General features: G+C 72.7%; 13 protein-coding genes. 9 read left to right on the top strand and 4 right to left on the bottom strand.

What is annotated here, in order from left to right; translation table 11 throughout:
• Positions 1-3: 3 nt before the first annotated feature.
• Positions 4-699, bottom strand: coding sequence for a hypothetical protein (locus tag ACFY5B_RS12215; protein WP_389968074.1), 696 nt, complete (start codon positions 697-699; stop codon positions 4-6).
• A gap of 169 nt (positions 700-868) precedes the next feature.
• Between ACFY5B_RS12215 and ACFY5B_RS12220 the strand changes: the two genes are divergently transcribed.
• On the top strand, positions 869-1,396 hold the full coding sequence (locus ACFY5B_RS12220) for a GNAT family N-acetyltransferase (RefSeq protein WP_389968076.1): 528 nt from the start codon (positions 869-871) through the stop codon (positions 1,394-1,396).
• On the opposite strand, the gene ACFY5B_RS12225 is transcribed toward ACFY5B_RS12220, so the two are convergent.
• Entirely contained in the window at positions 1,363-3,414 is a 2,052-nt protein-coding gene (locus tag ACFY5B_RS12225; protein ID WP_389968078.1) for a DHA2 family efflux MFS transporter permease subunit, read from the bottom strand. The genes ACFY5B_RS12220 and ACFY5B_RS12225 overlap by 34 nt on opposite strands.
• 159 nt (positions 3,415-3,573) lie before the next feature.
• On the opposite strand from ACFY5B_RS12225, the gene ACFY5B_RS12230 reads away from it, so the two are divergent.
• Positions 3,574-4,872: a peptidoglycan-binding protein gene (locus tag ACFY5B_RS12230; RefSeq protein ID WP_389968080.1), complete on the top strand. Its 1,299-nt coding sequence runs from the start codon at positions 3,574-3,576 to the stop codon at positions 4,870-4,872.
• Positions 4,873-4,899: 27 nt separating this feature from the next.
• Positions 4,900-5,454 (top strand): chloramphenicol phosphotransferase CPT, encoded by a 555-nt coding sequence (gene cpt, locus ACFY5B_RS12235; protein ID WP_389968082.1) that lies wholly within the window; start codon positions 4,900-4,902, stop codon positions 5,452-5,454.
• A gap of 28 nt (positions 5,455-5,482) precedes the next feature.
• On the opposite strand, the gene ACFY5B_RS12240 is transcribed toward cpt, so the two are convergent.
• Together ACFY5B_RS12240 and ACFY5B_RS12245 are read right to left on the bottom strand one after the other, a co-directional pair.
• Positions 5,483-6,142 (bottom strand): HAD-IA family hydrolase, encoded by a 660-nt coding sequence (locus tag ACFY5B_RS12240; RefSeq protein ID WP_389968084.1) that lies wholly within the window; start codon positions 6,140-6,142, stop codon positions 5,483-5,485.
• Between the two features lie 208 nt (positions 6,143-6,350).
• A complete protein-coding gene (locus ACFY5B_RS12245) occupies positions 6,351-6,932 on the bottom strand; it encodes a TMEM165/GDT1 family protein (protein ID WP_389968086.1) in 582 nt (193 codons plus the stop codon).
• 388 nt (positions 6,933-7,320) lie between these two features.
• Here ACFY5B_RS12245 and ACFY5B_RS12250 point away from each other — a divergent pair, with 388 nt between their 5' ends.
• From ACFY5B_RS12250 to ACFY5B_RS12275, 6 genes are all read left to right on the top strand, one after another.
• Complete coding sequence (locus ACFY5B_RS12250) at positions 7,321-7,965, top strand: HNH endonuclease family protein (RefSeq protein ID WP_389968088.1); 645 nt, start codon at positions 7,321-7,323, stop codon at positions 7,963-7,965.
• Between the two features lie 77 nt (positions 7,966-8,042).
• Positions 8,043-9,674, top strand: coding sequence for an alkaline phosphatase D family protein (locus ACFY5B_RS12255; RefSeq protein WP_389968090.1), 1,632 nt, complete (start codon positions 8,043-8,045; stop codon positions 9,672-9,674).
• Between the two features lie 306 nt (positions 9,675-9,980).
• On the top strand, positions 9,981-11,852 hold the full coding sequence (locus tag ACFY5B_RS12260) for an FAD/NAD(P)-binding protein (RefSeq protein WP_389968497.1): 1,872 nt from the start codon (positions 9,981-9,983) through the stop codon (positions 11,850-11,852).
• A gap of 82 nt (positions 11,853-11,934) precedes the next feature.
• On the top strand, positions 11,935-12,387 hold the full coding sequence (locus tag ACFY5B_RS12265; protein WP_389968092.1) for a DoxX family protein: 453 nt from the start codon (positions 11,935-11,937) through the stop codon (positions 12,385-12,387).
• Positions 12,388-12,684: 297 nt separating this feature from the next.
• A complete protein-coding gene (locus ACFY5B_RS12270; protein ID WP_389968094.1) occupies positions 12,685-13,281 on the top strand; it encodes a DedA family protein in 597 nt (198 codons plus the stop codon).
• A 131-nt stretch (positions 13,282-13,412) separates the two neighbouring features.
• On the top strand, positions 13,413-14,699 hold the full coding sequence (locus ACFY5B_RS12275) for a phosphatase PAP2 family protein (protein ID WP_389968096.1): 1,287 nt from the start codon (positions 13,413-13,415) through the stop codon (positions 14,697-14,699).
• The last annotated feature ends 79 nt before the right edge of the window (positions 14,700-14,778 follow it).

The following is a 14,778-nucleotide window of genomic DNA, read 5'->3' on the forward strand; positions in this document are numbered from 1 at the left end:
GCCTCAACTCTCCTTCGCCTGACGTCGGTTCATCGCCCACGGCAGGTGCCCGCCGCGGGCCGGGGCCTTGCGGCCACCGTTCAGAGCGGCGCGCTCGCGGCCGCTGTCGTGCCGTCCGCCGGTGTGGCCGCCGCCGTCGTGGCGGGCCGGCTTCACCAGCTCCTCGAACAGGGCGCGGGCCGCCACAAAGGCCTCACGCATGTCTTCCGTACCCTGGCCGCCGTCACGGGCGTCCTCCGCGCGCAGGTGCGCGGCGCGGTGCACGCGCCGGTAACCGTCCACGTGGTGGGCGTGGTGCACGGACAGCGCGGCCAGCTGTTCCTCGTACTGCCCGCCGTCCGGGAAACCGCGGGCACCGGCGAGCTCGGCGAGCAGCCGGTCCGCCTCGGCGACGGCCTCGCGCGGCGAGTCGACGAACCGCTCCTGGGCGGCCGTCCAGCGCGCCTCGTACCGCTCGCGCTGTACCGGCTCCAGCGACCGCTCGCGCAGATCGCCGTGGCGCTGCACGCGCTCGGTCAGTTCGCGCTCGGCCGCTTTGGCGTCACCGTCGTGCCGGGCGACGGCCCGGTCGTACTCGGGTCCGAAGCGCCGCTTCAGGCTCGGGCCCCGCCGAGGGCCGCGGGCACGCAGGGTCATGACGGCCGCGATGATGACGACCGCCGCGATCACGATCAGAGCAATGATCAGGCCAGTGGACATGAATGCCTTCCGGGTTCTCGGCCCAACCGGCTCTCCTCGCGAGCCGGTTCGCCCGTCGGGTAGCCCCAAAGCCCGTCTCCAAACGGCGCCCGGCCGCACCCGGGTGCGAACAGGTGGCCGGAACTATTCGGTTGCGTGTCCGGTGGGCCGGCTGCGGAGAATGCGGTTCGTGATGTGGACCGTGACGCCGGAACCGTACGACTCACCCGTCGCCGCCGCTCTGTGGCGGGCGTACTACACCGAGGTCAGCGATCGCTGGTACCTGCTGCACGAGGGGCGCCGGACCGACCCGGCCGAGCTGGAGCGGGAGATCGCCGCCCAGCCGGGTGCCGATCTCGCCCCGCCGGGCGGGCGGTTGCTCGTCGCCCGGTACGGCGGTGAGCCGGCCGGCAGCGCGGGCGTACGGCTGGTGGACGGCACGACCGCCGAGCTCACGAGGGTGTTCCTGTACGAGGTGATGCGCGGTCGGGGCGGCGCGCCGCTCCTGGTCAGGGCCGCCGAGGACGCCGCACGCGCGCTCGGCGCCACCCGGATGATCCTCGACACCCGCGGCGACCTCGTCGAGGCCCGCGGCCTCTACGCCCGCCTCGGCTACACGGAGACCGAACCGCACAACGACGAGCGGTACGCGGAGCACTGGTTCAGCAAGGAACTGGCACGGCCTCAGGACGGCTCCCGCGCGGAGCGCACCCGGTAGGGCCGCTCGCGGCGCGAGCCGCACAGTTCGCCGGTCAGCTCCCGCACGAGCCGCTCCAGGTCGGTCGGCCGGTCCGGCCCCCACCAGTCGCCGAGCAGCTCGGCGAGGGACTCCTCACGGGCCTCTGCCAGCCGGCCGGCGACCTCGCGTCCCTCGTCGGTCAGGACCATGTCCAGGCCCCGCCGCACGGCGAGGCGGCGCTCCTCGGCCTGGCGGGCGGCCTCCATGACCACGGTCAGCGGCACGGGCATCGTGTCGGCGAGCACGCCCGGCTCCACGGAGCCGTGGCGCCGTATCCGCAGCAGCAGCCAACTCGTGGCGGGCAGCAGGTCGTAGCCCGCCCGGGCGGTGATCTTCCGGTAGACCTCGCGCCGCCCCGCGCGGGTGCCGAGTACCGACAGCGCCCGGCACACCTCGTCGTACGAGGACCGCTCGACCGGGTTGCTGGCGAGGGTCTCGGTGGCGTCCGGTGCGGTGACCGAGCCGCGCAGCCGGTCTTCTTTGAGGAACCAGGCCAGGACGAAGCCGAGGAGCGCGACGGGGGCGGCGTACAGGAAGACGTCCGTGATGGAGACGGCGTAGGCGTGCAGGGCCGGCGGGCGCAGTCCGGGCGGCAGGGCGGCGATGCCCCGCGGGTCGGCCTCCAGGGCGTCCACGGAGATGCCGGGCGGGAGCCGGACGCCCCGGAAGGCGTCCGTGAGCTGGTCGCCGAGCCGGCCCGCGAAGACCGTGCCGAAGACGGCGACGCCGAACGAGGCGCCGATGGAGCGGAAGAAGGTCGCGCCGGAGGTGGCCACGCCCAGGTCCTCGTAGGGGACGGCGTTCTGCACGATGAGCACGAGGACCTGCATGACCAGGCCGAGTCCGAACCCGAAGACGAAGAAGAAGCCGCTCAGCTCTGCGGTGGAGCTGTGCTCGTCGAGCTGGTGGAGCAGGAGCAGCCCGAGGGTGGTGATGCCGGTGCCGGCGATCGGGAACACCTTCCAGCGGCCGGTGCGGCTGACGATCTGCCCGGAGGCCGTGGAGGCCAGCAGCAGGCCGAGCACCATCGGCAGCATGTGCACGCCGGACATGGTCGGGCTGATGCCCTGCACGAGCTGGAGGAAGGTCGGCAGATACGTCATGGCGCCGAACATGGCGAACCCGACGACGAAACTGATCAGAGCGGCGAGCGTGAAGGTGCGTACGCGGAACAGCTTGAGCGGCAGAACGGGTTCGGCGGCCCGCCGTTCGACGGCCACGAAGGCGACGGCGAGGACGACACCCAGGACCGCGAGGCCGACGATCCGCCAGGATCCCCACGCCCAGGTCGTCCCGCCGAGCGAGGCGACCAGCACCAGGCAGGTCGCGACGGCGGCGATGAGGAACGTGCCGAGGTAGTCGATGACGTGCCGTCGCGCCGTTCGCGGGATGTGCAGGACGGCGGCGATCACGGCGAGCGCGACCACACCGACGGGCAGGTTGACGTAGAACACCCAGCGCCAGCTCAGATGCTGGGTGAACAGCCCGCCGAGCAGCGGTCCGAGCACGCTGGTCGCGCCGAAGACTGCACCGAACAGCCCCTGGTAGCGGCCGCGTTCGCGAGGGGGCACCAGGTCGCCGACGATCGCCATCGACAGCACGATCAGCCCGCCGCCGCCGAGCCCCTGCAGGGCCCGGAACGCGATCAGCTGGCCCATGTCCTGCGCGGCCCCGCACAGCGCGGACCCGACCAGGAAGATCACGATCGCCGTCTGGAAGAGCCTCTTGCGCCCGTACTGGTCGCCGAGCTTGCCCCACAGGGGGGTGGCGGCGGTCGCGGCCAGCAGATACGCGGTGACCACCCAGGACAGGTGGTCCAGCCCGCCGAGATCGCTGACGATCGTGGGCAGCGCGGTCGCCACGATGGTCTGGTCGAGGGCGGCGAGCAGCAGGCCGAGGAGCAGCGCGCCGATGGAGACCAGGACGTTCCCGGGCACCTGCTCCCGCGGGGCCGCGCCCCGGGGCGTCAGCGTGGTGGCGTTCCCGTCCTCGGCCATCCGACCTCCCGCGTCTGCTGTGACATTTTCCATCGTGACCGCTGTGACCTGTTATGGCCTGCCGGGCCCTTTTGGAAGCCGCGCTTCCGGGGGCTCCTCGACCGCACTGTGGAGAAGATCTGGATAATCTCTGGAGTTCGCGAGGGGAGGGAGGAACGCGTGGAACCGCCGAACGGCCACCCGTGCCCGGAGTGCGGCGCGCCCAGACAGCGGGACAACACCCCCGCCTGCGCCTGCACGGACCGAGCCGCCGAGGCCCTGCGCGACACCCGCACGGCCCAGGCGGCGGCAGCGGAGGACTTCGACCCGCTGCGGATTCGCCCGTACGTGGAGATCGACCCCACCACGACGACGTCACCAGCCCTGCCCCCGGCCGGGCCGGTCGAGGACAGCCCGATCGCCGCCGACGCGGACGGCACTGCCGGGCCCCGCCCCGCCCAGGCATCGCCGCCTGTCCAGGGCCACGGACCGACGGCCGAGGCAGTCGCACCCCGGCACACGGAGACGGGCACCACTGCCTCGCCCACAAACACGGCGACGGACACCACCGCCCCGTCCCCTCACACCGCGGCGGGCATCACCGCCTCGCCGCGGCACGCGGAGTCGGGGCCCGTCGGGAGTGCCGCCCCGCCGCCCTCCCCCGCCGACGCCACGATGCCCTTGCGCCCGGTCGGCCCCGACGCGACCGCCGTGCTTCCGGCCGCCACCGTCTCGATGGGTTCGACGCCCCCGGCGCCCGCCGCGACCGAGCCGAGCGTCACCGACCTGCGCCTGTTCGACGGCGCGGCGCGGGCGGGCCGCGGCGCGCCGGACGTGGGCGGGAGCGGCGCGCGGAGGTCCGGGCGACGGCGGCGCACCCTGCTGCTCGCCACCGCCGGCGCCTGTGTCGCCGTCGTCGCGGCGGCCGGGTACGCGAGTGGGCTGTTCTCCTACGAGAGCCCCTCCCGGGACACCGCGCTGCCGGACGACATCCGCGCGAGTGTGCCGGACGTCCCGTCGAGCAGCGCGGCGTCCGTGCCCCCGGAGGGCAGCGCCCCGGCGGCTCCCCCGGCCCCGGCTGCACCACGGCCGTCGCCGTCCCGCACCGGGAGCCCGTCCGCCTCGCCGTCGCCGTCCGCGCCGAGCGCCTCGGCGAGCCCGTCGCAGTCGCCGTCACCGTCGGCGTCCCAGCCGTCGGCATCGGCGACCGGCCCCGGGCAGTCACCTCCGGCCAACTCCCGCCAGAACAAGGGCCCAGCCGTCCTGCGCCTCGGTGACAGCGGCCCGGAGGTCACCGAACTCCAGCTCCGCCTGCGCCAGTTGTACCTCTACGACGAAGACACCGACGGCACCTTCGACGACCGCCTCCAGGAAGCGGTCCGCACCTACCAGTGGTCACGCGGCATCCAGAGCGACGACCTCGGCGTCTACGACCGGGAGACCCGGACCAAGCTGGAGTCGGAAACCCGGGAGCCGTGACCGGCCCGGCCGTCCTACCGTGACGCGGTGACTACTCAGGTGATCGTCCTCAACGGCGGTTCGAGCTCGGGCAAGTCCGGGATCGTCCGGTGCCTGCAACAGGTCCTGCCCGATCCGTGGCTGGCCTTCGGCGTCGACTCGTTCGTCGACGCGCTGCCCGCGAGGCTGCGGGACTCGGACGGCGGGATCACATTCGCGGCGGACGGCGGCGTGAGCGTGGGCGCGGAGTTCCGGGCCCTGGACGCGGCCTGGATCGAGGGCATCGCCGCCATGGCCCGCGCCGGCGCGCAGATCGTCGTCGACGACGTCTTCCTCGGCGGCCCGGCGTCCAGGCAGCGCTGGGAGAAGGTCCTGTCCGGTCTCACCGTGCTGTGGGTGGGCGTCCGGTGTGACAGCGCGGTCGCCGCGGGCCGCGAGATCGCCCGGGGAGACCGGGTGCGGGGCATGGCCGCGTCACAGGCCCGCGTGGTGCACGAGGGCATGAACTACGACGTGGAGGTGGACACGACACACACCGAGTCCCTGGAGTGTGCGCGCGTGATCGCTGCCCATGTGACGCGCTCCCCTTCTTACTCCGGGTGAGCCGGGCGGTGACACGGGCAGCAGGAGCTCACCCGATGCGCAAGCGGATCGTCCCGTCGCCTACCGGCTCCACACGCACCGTCGTGAGGTCCTCCACCACGACGTCCGGCTCGTGCGCCGAAGCCCGGGGCCCGACCCCGACCACCGTCATCCCGGCGGCGCGCCCGGCCGCTATCCCCGCTCCGGAGTCCTCGAACACCACACAGTCGGCGGGAGCGATCCCCAGCTCGGCGGCACCCTTCAGGAAACCCTCCGGGTCGGGCTTGCTCGCCCCGACGGACTCCGCCGTCACCCGCACCCCGGGCAGTTCCAGACCGGCGGCGGCCATCCGCGCCGTGGAGAGCGGAACGTCGGCCGAGGTGACCAACGCGTGCGGCAGCCCCCGCAACGAGGCCAGGAACTCCGGCGCCCCGGGGATCGCGACGACACCGTCCGTGTCGGCCGTCTCCTCGGCGAGCATCCGGGCGTTGTCGGCGTGGTTCTGCTCCATCGGCCGCTCGGGCAGCAGCAGCGCCATGGAGGCGTAGCCCTGCCGGCCGTGCACGACCTTCATGACCTCGTCCCCGTCCAGCCCGTGACGCTCGGCCCAGCGCCGCCAGACGCGCTCGACCGAGGCGTCGGAGTTGACAAGGGTGCCGTCCATGTCCAGCAGGAGGGCGCGGGCGGTGAGCACGGCGGTGGCCGTCATCGGCAGCTCCAAGGCTCGGGGCGCGTTCCAGCGCGGGAGGGGGCTGACGACGGATCGCGACCGGCACGCCCCGGGGGAGACAAGGCGGCCCCGCCCGCCGGTCAGGGAAAACGGGCGGAGGCCACTTTGTTCCCCCACGGTACAAAACAAGGGCGCCTTCGCGCCAGGGGGCCCCGCGGTCGTTCACCCAGTGTTCAGCCCGCCCGCCTCAGCCGGTCACGGCCTCCCACAGGCTCCACAGCCCGAGCGCCAGCATCACCAGCGCCGCGATCTGCGTGATCAGCCGCAGCGGCACCTTCTTCATCAGGGCCTTTCCGCCGACGATGCCGATCCCGGCCACCGCCCACAGTGCGAGCACCGCGCCCAGGCCGACGGAGAGCGGGTCGTCGTAGCGGGCGGCCAGGTTCGCCGTCATGATCTGGGTCAGGTCCCCGAACTCGGCGACCAGGATGAGCATGAACCCGGCACCCGAGACCTTCCAGAAGGACTGGTTCTCCGGCTTGCGGACCTCCTCCTCGTCCTCACCCTTCCTCAGCAGCAGCACCGCGGCCCCGCCCAGGAAGAGCACACCCGTGAGGGCCTGCACGATCTGCTGCGGCAGCAGCGTCAGCACACTGCCGGCGGCGACGGCGAGCGCGACGTGCAGCGCGAAGGCGGCGGCGACACCGGCGAAGACGTAGGAAGCGCGGTAGCGGGTGCCGAGGACGAGGCCCGCGAGGGCGGTCTTGTCCGGCAGTTCTGCGAGGAAGACGACGCCGAAGACGACGGCCGTCACTGTCAGGCTGATCAAGGGTTCCTCAATCGGTCGGGGCTGCCCCACCGAGAGTGCTGGACCTTCGCACGCGACACCTCGGCACGGCAGCACATCGGTACCCGTGCCGGGAGCACGGGCGTGCACTGCTTTGCCGAAGGTCTCGCTGGCAGGTCCGGGAAAGGACCGGCCTCCGGGCGCCGGCTCAGACGGGCTGAGCAGTATGTCGACGGTCCGGCGAAGAGCTACTCCCCTTCTGCGCCGTCCATGGTACGGGACGCGTCTGGAGTGAAAAGTTCCGCCTTGAATCTTGTCATGTCATGGCCGCGTCACTAACTTCTCACCGGACGCACATCTGTGCGTCACACGGCAGCGCGAGCATTCCCTCGCTCGCAAGCCAACACCCCCCTCTCCCCAGGGAGTTCGCATGCCCAGGTTCTACGCGCGTCGACGGCTGAGCATCGCCGCGGCGGCCACCGCGCTCATATCCTCCGTGGCCCTCTTCAACGCCCCCACGGCCTCCGCCGCCCTCCCCACCCCCGTGAGCGCCGCCACCGCCCGCACCTACCTCGCCTCGCTCACCGTGGCGCCCGAGGACCGCACCGGCTACGACCGCGACCTCTTCCCGCACTGGATCACCCAGTCCGGCGCCTGCAACACCCGCGAGGTCGTCCTCAAGCGCGACGGCACCAACGTCCAGCAGGACTCCTCGTGCGCCGCCACCAGCGGCAGCTGGTACTCCGTCTACGACGGCGCCACCTGGACCGCCGCCTCCGACCTGGACATCGACCACCTGGTCCCGCTGGCCGAGGCCTGGGACTCCGGCGCCGACTCCTGGACGACGTCACGCCGCCAGTCGTTCGCCAACGACCTCACCCGCCCGCAGCTCATCGCGGTCACCGACAACGTCAACCAGGCCAAGGGCGACCAGGACCCGGCCACCTGGATGCCCTCCCGGACGGCGTACCGCTGCACCTACGTCCGCGCCTGGGTGCAGGTGAAGTACTACTACGGCCTCTCGGTCGACTCGGCCGAGAAGTCCGCGCTGACGAACCACCTCGCGAGCTGCTGACACGCTGATCGGTGCCGGGACCTCCCCGCCGGCCTCCATCGCTGCGTACCGTACGGGGCGACGGAGAGGGGAACGACATGAGCGCACTGCGCCTCGGACCGCTGCTGAGGTACACCGACGGCTCGTCCGCCACCGTGTGGGTCGAGACGAGCCGTCCGTGCACCGCCGAGGTGCGCTGCGCCGACGGCGCCGGCGGCACGGCCCGCAGCTTCCAGATCGCGGGCCACCACTACGCTCTGATCCCGGTGACCGGCCTGACGGCGGGTACGACCACGACGTACGAGGTGCTGCTCGACGGCACCCGGGTGTGGCCGCTGCCCGGCTCCCCCTTCCCGCCCTCGGCCATCCACGCGCCGGGCCCGGAGGGCGGCCTGAACGTCGCCTTCGGTTCCTGCCGCTGGGCCTCCCCGCCGGCGGGCGGCGACGACCCCGTCGGCCCGGACGCCCTGGACGCCCTCGCCACCCGCCTCGCCGCCGACCCCGAGGGCGAGCGGCCGCACGTTCTGCTGCTGCTCGGCGACCAGGTGTACGCCGACGAGACCTCCGACTCGACGCAGCGCTGGCTGGCGGCCCGCCGCGACCTGAAGGAGGGGCCGGGCAGCGGGGTCGCGGACTACGAGGAGTACACCCACCTCTACTACGAGTCGTGGCTCGACCCGCGTATCCGCTGGCTGCTGTCCACCGTGCCCAGTTTCATGATCTTCGACGACCACGACGTGATCGACGACTGGAACACCTCCGCCGCCTGGCTCGCCGACATGCGCTCCACCGGCTGGTGGCGGGAGCGGCTGCTGAGCGGCCTGATGTCCTACTGGGTCCACCAGCACCTGGGCAACCTCTCCCTGGAGGAGCTGGCGGCCGACCCGGTGTACGAGGCGGTGTGCAAGGTCCCCGACGGCACCGACGTACTGCGCGCCTTCGCCGCCCGGGCCGACGCCGACGCGGCCACGGTCCGCTGGAGCTACCGGCGGGACTTCGGGCGGGTACGTCTGGTGATGGTGGACAGCAGGGCCGCCCGGGTCCTCGCCGAGGACGAGCGCGCGATGCTCGACCCGGGCGAGGAGGCCTGGCTGCGCGAGCAGGTGCGGGAGGGGACCTACGACCACCTCCTGATCGGCACCTCGCTGCCCTGGCTGCTGCCGCACCTGGTGCACGACGCCGAGGGGTGGAACGCGGCGCTGTGCGGCGGCGAGCGGGGCGAGCGCTGGGCGAGGTTCGGGGAGAAGGTGCGGCGGGCCGCGGACCTGGAGCACTGGTCGGCGTTCCCCGAGTCCTTCGCGGGGCTGGCGGAGCTGATCGCCGAGGCGGGCTCGGGGCCGGACGCGCCGGCGACGGTGTGCGTGCTGTCCGGGGACGTGCATCACGCCTACATCGCCGAGCCCTCGTGGCCCGGCCGGAGCCCGGACGCCCGGGTCGTGCAGCTCGTCTGCTCCCCCGTCCACAACTCGGTGCCGCTGTCGATGCGGCTGGCGTTCCGCATCGGCTGGAGCGCGATGGCGCGCGGTCTCGGCCGCGGCCTCGCCCGGCACGGCCGCCTCCCGAGCCCGCCGGTCGGCTGGCGCAAGACGGGCGGCCCCTGGTTCGGGAACCAGCTCATGACCCTCACCCTGCGCGACCGCTCCGCCCGGCTGCGACTGGAGCACGCCAAGGCCCGCGAGGGGGCGGGGCCCCGCCTGACGACGTTGCTGGATTCGGAGCTTGCCCCGTAACCCAACCGTTCCACCCGTTTGTCGCGCTGTGCTCGGGATGTCCCGTGATGCTCGTGAGGCATCCCACAGCGATCGTCAATCCTTCCCCACGAACCCCGGTACCCCTCCCCCGCGACGGCATGATGAGGCGGACCGTCCGCTTCCTGCCCGGCGGACCGCCGAACGCGCCCCCCACGCCCGGGAGTCCCACCCTTGTCCGCGTCGCACGAGGAAATACAGGAAACGCAGCAGACCCAAGAGACCGGGGAATCCGTACCGGCCGAGGGCCCCGGACCGGCCACGAGACCCGCGGGTGTCTCGGTCGCCCTGGTCGGCGCCGGGCCACGGGGCACCAGTGTCCTGGAACGCCTGTGCGCCTCCGCCCCGGAACTCCTGGCTCCCGGCGCCCGGCTGACGGTCCATGTGATCGACTCCGACCCGCCCGGCCCCGGCCGCGTCTGGCGCACCGCCCAGTCGCCCGAGCTGCTGATGAACACCGTGGCCTGCCAGGTGACCCTGTTCACCGACGACAGCGTGGACTGCTCGGGCCCGATCCGCCCGGGTCCGAGCCTGCACGAGTGGGCGGGCGGCAGGCTGGGCCCGGACGAGTACCCGACCCGGGCCGACTACGGCCGCTACCTGGAGTGGGTGTTCGCCGAGGTGGTACGGCAAGCGCCGCCCTCCGTACGGGTCGAGACGCACCGGGCCCGCGCGCTGCGGCTCGACGACTGCCCCGGCGACCGCCAGGCCCTCACCCTCGACGACGGCCGCACCCTGACCGGCCTGTCCGCGGTGGTCCTGGCCCAGGGGCATCTGCCGAGGACCGCCGGCCCGGATCTGCTGCGGCACGCGGCCCACGCCGCGCGGCACGGCCTGCGTCATGTCCCGCCCGCCAACCCGGCCGACGTCGACCTGTCCTCCGTCTCCCCGGACGAGCCCGTCCTGCTGCGCGGCCTCGGCCTCAACTTCTTCGACCACACGGCCCTGCTGACGACCGGCCGGGGCGGCCGCTTCGTACGGGACGCCGAGGGCCTGCGGTATCTGCCCTCCGGCCGTGAGCCGCGGCTCTTCGCCGGTTCCAGGCGCGGCGTCCCGTACCAGGCGCGCGGCGACAACGCGAAGGGGCCGTACGGCCGGCACGTCCCGCTCGTCCTCACCCCGGAGGTGATCGCCGGGTTCCGCAAGCGCGCGGACTCCGGGGAGGCGCCCGACTTCCTGACGGAGATATGGCCGTTGGTGGCGAAGGAGGTCGAGACGGTCTACTACGGCGCCCTGATCCGGCAGGCCGCGTCCCGCTCGGGGCGGGAGCGGGAGTTCGCCGACCGCTTCCTGGCCCTCCCGCACGGCGATCCCGTGGAGGCGCCGCTGCTGGAGGAGTTCGGGGTGCCGGACGCCGAGCGCTGGTGCTGGGAGCGGATCTCCCGCCCGTACACCGGGCGGGACTTCGGGCGTCCCGGCGAGTGGGACGACTGGCTGCTGTCGTATCTGCGCGAGGACGCCGCGCAGGCCGCTCTGGGCAATGTGCACGGCCCGTTGAAGGCGGCACTGGACGTGCTGCGCGACCTGCGCAACGAACTGCGGCTGATCGTCGACCACGGAGGTCTGGCCGGTGCCTCCCGCCGGGACCACCTGGACCGCTGGTACACCCCGCTCAACGCGTTCCTGTCCATCGGCCCGCCGCGCCGCCGCATCGAGGAACTCGCGGCGCTGGTGGAGGCGGGGGTGGTGCGGGTTCTCGGGCCGCGGTTGCGGGTGACGGACGAGGACGGGGGCTGGGTGGCACACTCCCCCGACGTGCCGGGGTCGGCCGTGCGTGTGACAACCCTCATAGAGGCCCGCCTGCCGGAACCGGACCTGCGGCACACCGCCGACGCCCTTCTGGCCGGTCTGCTGCGCAGCGGGCAGTGCCGCCCGCACACCGTCGACGGTTATGAGACAGGGGGATTGGACGTCACTCCGCGCCCCTATCGCCTGATGGATCGTCAAGGTCTTGCACACAAAAGGCGGTTCGCGCTCGGCGTGCCGACAGAAGGCGTGCACTGGGTGACCGCCGCGGGGGCCCGGCCAGGGGTGGATTCGGTCACTCTTTCGGACGCGGACGCGGTGGCGAGAGCCGTTCTACGTGCGACTGGGCCAGAGATTCGGCCCAAACAGGAGGCAAAGCAGTGGCCAAATGTTGAACTTGCAAGCATCAATTAGGCGCACCTAACGTGGGCTACTCCGCGGTATCCGTCCCCGACCGGTCTCCCCAGGCCGGCCAACCGAAGGAGTGACCCCCCACATGACCGCTCGCCTCAACGGCGCCCAGCCGTACGCGCTCGGACTGTTCCGGATCGTCATAGGCTTGCTGTTCGCCTGCCACGGCGCCGTCGCACTCTTCGGCGTCCTCGGCGGTGCGGACGGCAAGGGCGGCACCGCCGCGACCGGCGCCTGGCCCAACTGGTACGCGGCCGTGATCGAACTCGTCGGCGGCATCCTGGTGCTGCTGGGCCTCGGCACCCGCATCGCGGCGTTCATCTCGTCCGGCGCGATGGCGTACGCGTACTTCAAGGTCCACCAGCCGGAGGGCCTGTGGCCCATCGAGAACAACGGCGAGGGCGCGGCCATGTACTGCTGGGCCATGTTCCTGCTGATCTTCACCGGATCCGGCGCGTTCGGCGTGGACCGGCTGCTGGCCAAGCGCACCTCGACGCAGGAGCAGCGCTCCGCCGGACAGACCCCGGTGGCCGCCTGAGCCGCCCGGCCCTTCGGACACGACAGCGGCGCCTTCCCCTCGGGGAGGGCGCCGTTCTGTCTGCGACGACCCGCTGCCGGGCGAGACTGCCAGGCAAGAAGGACGTCATGCACAGATATGCCGACAACTCTGGACAAGCCGAGGCGAGGTGAACAGTCCGCACCGAACGTATGAGCCCCCCGTGAACCGCCCGTCACACCCCGGGCGTACGCTCTATGGCTGTCATGGCCACTCCTGCCGCTCCCCCCGCGCCATCGCGGCACGGTCTGGCCCACGGGGGAGTCACGGGGAGTCGCGGTGCTGGAGCAAGTGGGGTTGCCGATAGGCAGCCCATGGATCTACGCGGTGGTGGCCTTGTCCGTCCTGCTCGACGTGTTCCTGCCGGTGCTGCCCAGCGGCGTGCTGGTGATCACGGCGGCCACGGCGGCGGCAGCGGGCACCGCGACCGACGTGCCCGACATCCTCGCCCTGACCCTCTGCGCGGCCACCGCCTCCGTCCTCGGCGACCTGGCCGCCTACCGCCTCGCCTGGCGCGGGGGCGCCCGCCTGGACCGGGCGATCTCCCGCTCCCGGCGGCTGACCACCGCCCAGGAACGTCTCGGCGCGGCGCTCGCCCGGGGCGGCGGCGCCCTCGTCGTCGTCGCCCGCTTCGCCCCCGCGGGCCGCTCCGTGGTCTCCCTCGGCGCGGGCGCCGCCCACCGCCGCGCCCGTGACTTCCTGCCCTGGTCGGCCCTGGCCGGCTTCACCTGGGCCGTGTACAGCGTCGCCCTCGGCTGGTTCGGCGCCCACTGGCTGGGCGCGACCTGGCTGGCGACGGCGGTGTCGGTGGGCGCGCTGTTCGCCGCCGGGGCAGGAGCGGCGTATCTGATGCGGCGAGAGCCGCGGACGTCGTAGTCCGGGCTCCGGCTCACCCCACCCCCGACCATCACGACCTGGAAGCGGCTGAGACATTGACGACGACGGCGTCGCGGGAAGCCTCCCGAACGGAACGGATCACCTCCGCCGCCAGACGGCACCCACGGGCGATGCTGTGGGCCGCGGCAGGCGTGATCACTCTCGGGTTCCTCGTCGCCCTCCAGATCACCGCGTACCACCTCGGCATACCGGGGCCGATCACCACCCAGGCACGCGAGGTGATCTACGCACCCAAGTCCGGATTCCTGCTGTACGCCAGCCTCGCGCTGACGATGGTGGTGCTCACCTGGCGGCAACGGCTCGTCGCCCTCGGCACCGCGATCGGCATCGACCTGGTGTTCCTGCTGGTCCGCTGGACGATCGGCGCCTATCCCGACGAAGGCCACCCGTTCGGCAACGGCGCGCTGTGGGTGATCCTGGGCATCGGGGTCATCGCCCTCACCCGTCGCACCGGCCCGGAACGCGTCCTGATGCTGAAGGGCGTGGGGCTCGGCCTGCTGCTGGTGACCGGTCGCAAGACCGGGGACACCTGGCTGCTGATCACGTCGAAGACCCGACCGCTCGTACTCGACCCGTACATCGCCATGGCCGATCACGCGCTGGGCAACCCGTCGTGGCTGGCGGGCCGGCTCCTCAGGGCGAGCGGCCCGGTCGGCGAGCACGCCCTCGACTACGTCTACGCCCAGCTCGCGGTGGCCGCCGTGTGTGTGGCGCTGTACCAGCTGCGCAACGTGGCGGCCGAGCGGCGCTTCCCACGCCACCACCTGGTACGCACCTTCCTGCTGATCGGCGTGCTCGGGCCGGCCGTCTACATGATCTACCCCGTGGTCGGGCCGATGTTCGCCTACGGCCCCGAGGGCGGGCACTGGGCTGCGGCCGACCTGTGGCCGGACACGCTGCCGCCGATCACCACCCCGTACGCGATGCCGTTCGACGGGATCACCCCGCGCAACTGCATGCCCAGCCTGCACACGGCGTGGGCCACCACGATCTTCATCCACTCCCGCACGGGACCGCGCGCCTTGCGTCTCGCCGGCACGTTCTGGCTGATCGCCACCCTCGCCGCGACGCTGGGATTCGGCTGGCACTACGGCGTGGACCTCATCGCCGGCGTGGTGTTCGCGTACACGGTCGAGGCGGCGCTGCGCACATACGACCGCGGCTGGGACCGGGCCGGTCTCCGGCTGGTCGGCTACGGCACGGTCGTCTTCGCGGTGCTGCTCGCGTCCTACCGCTTCCTGCCGCTGGAGATGGCCGCGTACCCGTGGCTCTTCGCGCCTCTGCTCCTGCTGGCGATGGCCTCGGTGGTCTACGGCTACCGGCGGACCATCAGGCTGTGGGAGGCGACGTCCATCCCCGCGCCGCGCTCCGAGCCCCAGCCGGAACCGGCGGTCTGAGGCGCCGGGGCCGACGGCCTCGCCTTCCGCGCCCTGGGCCTGCCGGCTCGCCTTCCACACCACGGCCCCGCCGGCTCGC

It is taken from the genome of Streptomyces sp. NPDC013187, assembly GCF_042899705.1.
In the GTDB taxonomy this organism is placed as follows: Bacteria; Actinomycetota; Actinomycetes; order Streptomycetales; family Streptomycetaceae; genus Streptomyces; species Streptomyces hawaiiensis_A.